We start from the raw sequence: 6951 nt of genomic DNA on the forward strand, positions 1-6951 counted from the left end.
AAAGGGGAAACCGGGCTTACCCACAGCCAGTCATGCCCATCATGACAAAGATCACAGACCACCGCCCGGCAAACCGGGGAAAAGGGGCGAGCGTCCCGAACCGCGCGGCCGGGGGAGGAAGGGTACCTACCACCACGGCCGAGACCGGGGGAGAGGCGGGGAGACGCACCCGCCACCTTCGCGTGAGGTCAGACGGGACCCCCGGCCGCCCTCGCGTTCGCGGTGATCGAGTCACGCACGTACACCGCCAGCCCTTCGGCCACCTGCTCGTAGTTACGGGCGAACCGCTCGTCGGCCACGTACATCTCCCCGAGGCACCCGTGGATCTCGTGGGTGCACTCGTAGAACCACCGGCTGATGTGCCGCCGGTGCCCCTCGGCCACCGCCATCGCCTCGGCCGAGCCGGCCGGGACCCCCTGCTCGAACAGGGCCCGCCACGCCTCCACCAGCTCCCCGGCCTCCGACGTGATGCGCTGCCAGTCGGCCTTCCCGTACGACGACGTGCGCCGCCGGCTCTCCGCCCACGCCGACGTGCCACCCCACCGGCTCTCCGCCTCCTCGGCGTGATCCTCCGGCCGGAACTCCCCGAACACCTCGTAACGCTCCTCGGGCGTCAACGACACTCCCATCCTCGCCGCCTCCAACGCGGTCTCCACCGCCTCCGCCAACGACTCCAGCCGGGCGATGCGCCGCCGCAGCAGCTCGCGCTGACGCCGCAGATGCGTCGCCGCGTCGGCCCCCGGATCGTCGAGGATCGCGGTGATCTCCTCCAGGGGGAAACCCAGCTCCCGGTAGAACAGCACCTGCTGCAACCGGTCCAGGTCCGGCTCCGCGTAACGGCGGTACCCCGCCGCGGTGCGCTCACTGGGCGACAACAGACCGATCTCGTCGTAGTGGTGCAGCGTCCGCACCGTCACACCCGCGAACGCCGCCACCTGCCCGACCGAAAACCCCGCCACGCTTCCCCCTCCTTCCTGACGCCGACCAGCCTGCGGCCTCCCGTAACGTGAGAGTCAAGCCTTATACGGCCGTCTACCGGCCGTTCTAGACACCCGTATCGTGGGCAAGCGGATGGGCCCGCATCGCCGCCTCCAGCTCACCCGGCAGCTCGTCGCGGTAACGGCCCAGCGTGCTCAGATCACTGTGACCCAGCACCCGCCGCACCGCGTCCATGTCCGTCCCGCCCGCCAGCAGATGCGTCGCCGTCGTGTGCCGCAACCCATGAGGCGTCACCGACCGCCGCCGCTCCGGATCGACCCGCGCCTGCACCCGGTCGATCACCCCCTGCACATCACCCCGCGCCAGCCGCCGCCCCCGCCACGACAGCAGCAGCGCCTTGTCCTCGCCCTCCCGCACCTCCAGATAGGCCGCCAGCACGTCGGCCACCAGCCGGGGGAGCGGCACATCCCGCGTCCTGCCGCCCTTGCCGAAGATCCGCCAATAACGGTCGCCGTCGTTGGTGTAGAAATCCTCCACATTCGCCCGGACCAGTTCCGACACTCGCGGCCCCACCATCGTCAGCAGCAGCACGATCAGCGCGTCCCGCACCTCCGTCCGCTGATCACGCCGCCCCCGCGCCTCCTCCGGCGCCGCCGACGCCGCCGCCCCGATCAGACCCTGCGCCTGCTCCCGCGTCAGCGCCCGCCGCTCGGCCCGCAGCCCGCCCCGCTCCTTGGCCACCACCGTCGCCGACGCCATCGGGTTCAGCTGCACCCACCCCGCCAGCGCCGCATGCTTGAACAGCGCCGACACCGACCGCCGGAACCGCGCCTGCGACGCCGCGCTCTGCAACGCCCCGCCCTCCACCGGCTCACGCCGCCGCTCATCGGGCTTGCGGGCGAACGCCAGCAGCACCGCGTCGACATCGTCACCCGACAGATCATCGAGCACCCCCGACAGACGGCACCCGCGCGTCAGCCGCACGAACGTCTGCACATCCCGCGCGTACACCTCAGCGGTCGCCCGGGACAGACCCCCCGTCACCACCTTCGCACGGACCAGCTCCACATAACGATCCGCCGCCTCTTCCACCGACAACCGATTCAGCTCCGCCGGACGCATGACCCCAGACCCTAACCCCGCCCACCGACAATCCCAGCTCAGTGGCATGATCGATAACATGACATATCCGGAACCGCGCTACCTGGGGGACACCGGGGACATCAACGCCACCCACCTCCCCGCCGGCGCCCCGCCCGACATCACCTACCGCAACGGCGGCACCTGCACCTACCTCGCCACCGGCGCCACCACCGACGGCAAATTCGGCCTCTACCGCTGGGACATGGGCCCCCAGCCCAGCGGCCCCGAACCCCACTTCCACCGCAGCCTCACCGAATCGTTCTTCATCCTCACCGGCACCGTCCGCATCTACAACGGCCTCGAATGGATCACCACCGTCCCCGGAGACTTCGTCCACGTCCCCGAAGGCGGCATCCACGGCTTCCGCAACGAATCCGGCGAACCCGCCAGCCTGCTCCTGCTCTTCTCACCCGGCGCACCCCGCGAGGCCTACTTCGAAGGCATCGCCGAATGGGCCTCCTCCGGACGCACCGACCAGGACTTCTTCACCCGCCACGACACCTTCTGGGTCGACGAGAGATAACGCCCGCCGCCGCGCAGGCATGCTCAAGCCCTTCTTCCGTTACGGCTCCGCCCGGCCCGCACCGCCCGCCGCATCCGCTCGGCGCCGCATCCGGCGCCAACCGGCCGCGCCACGGCCGCGAGCCCGACGAACCACGGCACCGAACCGACCAGGAAGAACCCCCGCCCAGCCGGCGGAAGAAGTCAGGGAAACAGCCCGTGGTCGCGGGCGTAGACCGCCGCCTGAGTGCGGTCACGCAGGCCGAGCCGCTGGAGGATACGCGAGAGGTGGTTCTTCACCGTGCCCTCGCTGAGGTAGAGCCGCTCGGCGATCTCCCGGTTCGACGCCCCGCCCGCCACCAGCCGCAGCACATCCAGTTCCCGCGCCGTCAACGGCACCCGCGCCACCGCTCCACCGGCGCCCCCGGACGCCACCAGGCGGGCCGTCACCGCCGGATCCAGCTGGGCGACCCCGGCGTGCGCAAGCCGCACCGCCGCCGCCAGCTCCCGCACCGGCAGATCCTTCAACAGGTAACCGACAGCGCCCGCCCGCAGCGCCTCGACGACGTACTCCTCGTCGTCGAACGTCGTCAGCATCACCACCCGCACCTCCGGCACCCGCTCTCGGAGCGCCGCCACCGCCCGCACCCCGTCCATCCGCGGCATCCGCACATCCATCAACACGACACCGGGCCCCAGCGCGACCGCCTGCTCCACCGCCTCAAGCCCGTCGGCCGCCGTGCCGACCACGCAGATGCCCGGCTGCACCGCGAGCAGCGACGCGATGGCCTCCCGGATCAGCCCCTGATCATCGACGACCAGCACCCGCACCGGCTCCTCACTCACCGCGCGCCCCTGCGCGGGATGGTGACGGTCAGCCGGGTCCCCCCACCCGGCGGACTCCCGATGTCGACCCGCCCACCGGCGAGCTCCACCCGCTCCCGCATGCCCAGCAGCCCGAACCCCTCCCTCTCCGGCGCGAAGCCCCGCCCGTCGTCACCGACCACCAGCTCCGCCCCACGCGGGCCCAGCGACACGGCGACCGACACCCGCGAGGCCCCGGCGTGCCGCCGGGCGTTCGTGATCCCCTCCTGCGCCGCCCGGTACAGCGCCCGCAACGCCGCCGCATCATGACCGCCCTCCTCCCCGGAGAACGTCAGAACCACATCCCCCTGACCGTCGACCAGCGCCACCAGGGCCTCATGGAGGCTGAAGGACTCACGCAGCGTCCGCACCGAACGCCGCACATCCTCCAACGCCCGCCGCGCCGAACCGTGCGCGTCCGCGACCGCCCGATCAGCCGCCCCCGCATCAAGGTCACGGAACGCCGTCGCCTTCTCCAGCAACACCACCACCGCCGTCAGATGGTGCCCCAGATCATCGTGGATGTCCCTGGCCACCCGATTACGCTCGGCCGTCGCCGACAACTCCGCGACCACCGCCGCCGAAGCCGCCAGCTCCACCCGCGCCCGCCGCTCCTCAGCCGCCACCGCCGCCATGGTCACCGCCAGGACCAGCCCCACACAGAACATCAAAAGATCGGAGACCTGCCCGGCGTCGGCCAGCCAGTGCGGATCACGAACCGTGCCGGCCACCGCGAAACCCGCCACACACCCCACAGCGAGCACCACCGACACCGCCCGCCCGAACGCGAAATACGCCGTGAACGGCACCAGCACGAACAACACCCGCGACAGCCCCGCCCCGTCCGCCGACGCCACCAGCGCGAACAACCCCACCCGCACGACCAGCAGCACCACCGGACCGACCCGGCCCTCCCACCGATCAAGCACGGCCAGCGCCACCAGCCCCGCCACGAACGGAACCGGCCGGGTCTCACCCAACCCCGCCAGCCACGCGTACAGACCCGCGATGAGAACCGCGCCATAGAGCACCGGCGACACCCACGGCACCGGACGGGACACCGCCATGCCCGAAAGCCTACGATCGCTCCGCATACCGCCGCACCGGTCCCCGCATCGACAACGACAACCACACGAGCGTCACCGCGACCAGCACATGCAGCACACTCGTCACCACGCCATCCGGCAACGACGCACCGACGGCCAACCCCGTCAACGCGACCCCATACCCGGCGGCCGGCACCCTCGGAAAAACCCCCGCACGCAGCATCGCCACCGAGAACAGAACCGTGCCCACCACGAACACCGCCGTCCCACCCAACACGACGACCCTCGCAGGCCCCCGCAAAAGCTCCCGCGTCACCGCCTCGTCCAGGAAGAAGACGACCACGTTGAGCGCGAAGGCGATCCCCGCGAACAGGGTGAGCCCGATCATGTTGACGGCATACGCCACCTCACCGAACCACCCGCAGACCCCGCTCTGCCGCGCGTGGAAGGCCGTGAGCACCAGCGGCCCCAAAGCGACACCCACACCGATGACGAGACTGGTGACCGCCGTCTCACCGATGAACGCCTCGACAGCACCGGGAACACCGACAGACAGACCCATGACGACGCCGCCCACGACGCCGAACCGAACCAGGGGAGAGGACATACCAGCACTCCTTGACCGAAGGGATTCCGACGGTAGGAGCAGCAGACCTCCCGGATAAGTGCCCCCGGTCATGGTCACGTCACGGATTCCGCAGCCGAGGTCATGTGCCGCCTCGGTGGGACCGCGCGACCCGGCCCGCCGGATCCGCCGACCGGAACAGATACCAGGCCCGCCAGTGGGAGAACGGCGAAGTGGAATCGGCGACTGGATCAGCCCCGCCGACGGGTGGCGATCGTCGTTCACAACCCGCCCGACCTCCCGTAGGCCCCCGGCGCCGGGGGTGTTCCTCGACGAGTCAAGGACGTGGAGGCGCAGGTCATCCGCGACACGCGCCGAGCGGCTGGACTGTGCCGAACGGACAAGTCCGCTGATCTTGGGCGCGGCCGACGCTGGCGCTGAAGCACAACAAACCGGTCAAACGATGCGAATGGTGATCCATGGTGAGCCCATCGGGATCTTCGGCTCCCAGATGCGGGCCCTCAGGGCCGACGCCTTGCCGGGGCTTCGGGCACAGCATCAGCCAGGCGCGGTCGTGACGGTGGGGAACCTTGACTGATCATGAACGAACATTTCATACCAGACAGAATCCACCTTCTGTCTGGTATGGCTATCTTTTACCGTTTTGACCGGTTACAGCAGCCCGACGAACGCCTCGGCCTGCTGCTGGTTCATGCCGGTCTCGCCGCGCACCAGGAAGATCGCCTGTTCGGTCCGGCCGGCCTCTTTGAGCTCGCGGACGCGGGTGGCCAGGTCGGGGCCGGTCTGGAGGGCGCGTTCGGTGCTGGTGGGCAGGTAGCGGCCGGCGATGATCGACTCGGTGACGAATTTGGCGTCGCGCAGGCCGAGGCCGGTCTCCTGGCGGACGAGTTTGATGGCCTCGATGAGGCGGTTCTCAGCGCCGAGTTCGCGGACGCGTTCGCGGATGGGTTCGGCGATCTGCGGGATGACGCCGGGTGCCCAGTAGGCGACTTGGGCGCGTGGTCGGCCGCCGGCGGCGCGGATGGCGAGCAGGATGATGCCGGCGATGGTGCCGAGGATGATCAGCAGGATGATGAGTTCGGTGGGTCCGACGTTGCCCATGGCTGTGATCTTACGGTGGCTTTGCCTGCTCGATAATGAACATTATGTCAAGTTGGGTGGGTGGGGTGAAAGGTTCAGTGCTGCATGGCTGCGGTGGGGTGCTCGGTGTGCTGGTGGGTGTGGGTGCGGGGCCGGTTGTGAGCCGGTCTCGTGGTTGACCGGCGCGGGTGCGGGGGCTGAGCATCGCGGTTCGTCCGGTACGGCGGGCGTGAGGTGTTGGCGGGATCGGGTGGTCCCTGGTGTGCGGGTGGTCGGGTGCGGCGGTGCCGGGCGCCCGAGTGTCGCCGGGGTCGCCGCGGTGGGCGGCTGGGCGGGTTACGGCGGTGGCCTGTGCCTGGTTCGTCCCCGTCGCCCGCGGGTGCCGGTGCGTGTGGGGGGCCTCTTTCTTGTTCTGTACGAGGAAGGGGCCCCTTCCTTTGTGGTGGGGTGGCCACTCCCCTGTCGTCGGCTTGCGGTGCGGGCGCGGCCGGTGGGCGCCGGTTACGGTGCGTGACCGGGAGTGGTGGTCGGGGCCGGGGTGGGCGGAGCCGTAACGGAAGAAGCTTGGTCCCGCTCTCCCCCGCCGGTGCTGGGGTGCGGCCGTGGGTAGGGATGTCCTCGTCTGCTGGAGAGAGTGAGGGGGCGTCGTGGCGGTGCGGTTGAGGGTGTCGGCGGAGGCGGATGTGCCGGCGGAGCGGTTGTTCGGGGTGATGACGGACTGGCCGCGGCATCGGGAGTGGATGGTGCTGACCGATGCGCGGGTGACGTCGGGTGACGGGCTGGGGGTGGGGT

General features: G+C 70.2%; 7 protein-coding genes. 1 reads left to right on the forward strand and 6 read right to left on the reverse strand.

What is annotated here, in order from left to right:
• Window positions 1-188: 188 nt before the first annotated feature.
• Both AW270_RS02345 and AW270_RS02350 read right to left on the reverse strand, forming a co-directional pair.
• Complete coding sequence (locus AW270_RS02345) at window positions 189-959, reverse strand: MerR family transcriptional regulator (protein WP_061289989.1); 771 nt, start codon at window positions 957-959, stop codon at window positions 189-191.
• An 85-nt stretch (window positions 960-1044) separates the two neighbouring features.
• Window positions 1045-2061 carry a tyrosine-type recombinase/integrase gene (locus AW270_RS02350; RefSeq protein WP_061290188.1) on the reverse strand — a complete coding sequence of 339 codons (1017 nt, stop codon included), beginning with the start codon at window positions 2059-2061 and terminating at the stop codon, window positions 1045-1047.
• Between the two features lie 58 nt (window positions 2062-2119).
• Here AW270_RS02350 and AW270_RS02355 point away from each other — a divergent pair, with 58 nt between their 5' ends.
• On the forward strand, window positions 2120-2605 hold the full coding sequence (locus tag AW270_RS02355) for a cupin domain-containing protein (RefSeq protein WP_061289992.1): 486 nt from the start codon (window positions 2120-2122) through the stop codon (window positions 2603-2605).
• A gap of 182 nt (window positions 2606-2787) precedes the next feature.
• On the opposite strand, the gene AW270_RS02360 is transcribed toward AW270_RS02355, so the two are convergent.
• The 4 genes from AW270_RS02360 to AW270_RS02375 all read right to left on the reverse strand — a co-directional run bounded on the left by AW270_RS02360 (window position 2788) and on the right by AW270_RS02375 (window position 6180).
• Complete coding sequence (locus tag AW270_RS02360; protein ID WP_061289995.1) at window positions 2788-3429, reverse strand: response regulator; 642 nt, start codon at window positions 3427-3429, stop codon at window positions 2788-2790.
• Window positions 3426-4514 (reverse strand): sensor histidine kinase, encoded by a 1089-nt coding sequence (locus AW270_RS41700; RefSeq protein WP_061289997.1) that lies wholly within the window; start codon window positions 4512-4514, stop codon window positions 3426-3428. The genes AW270_RS02360 and AW270_RS41700 overlap by 4 nt, the downstream gene beginning before the upstream one ends.
• Before the next feature lie 10 nt (window positions 4515-4524).
• The gene (locus tag AW270_RS02370) at window positions 4525-5100 is read right to left on the reverse strand and encodes a hypothetical protein (RefSeq protein WP_061290000.1); all 576 of its coding nucleotides are present in this window, start codon (window positions 5098-5100) and stop codon (window positions 4525-4527) included.
• 630 nt (window positions 5101-5730) lie between these two features.
• Window positions 5731-6180, reverse strand: a complete 450-nt coding sequence (locus AW270_RS02375) for a hypothetical protein (protein ID WP_061290003.1) — start codon at window positions 6178-6180, stop codon at window positions 5731-5733.
• Window positions 6181-6951: the final 771 nt, after the last annotated feature.

Origin of the sequence: Herbidospora cretacea, from assembly GCF_001570605.1 — a bacterium.
GTDB lineage: Bacteria > Actinomycetota > Actinomycetes > Streptosporangiales > Streptosporangiaceae > Herbidospora > Herbidospora cretacea.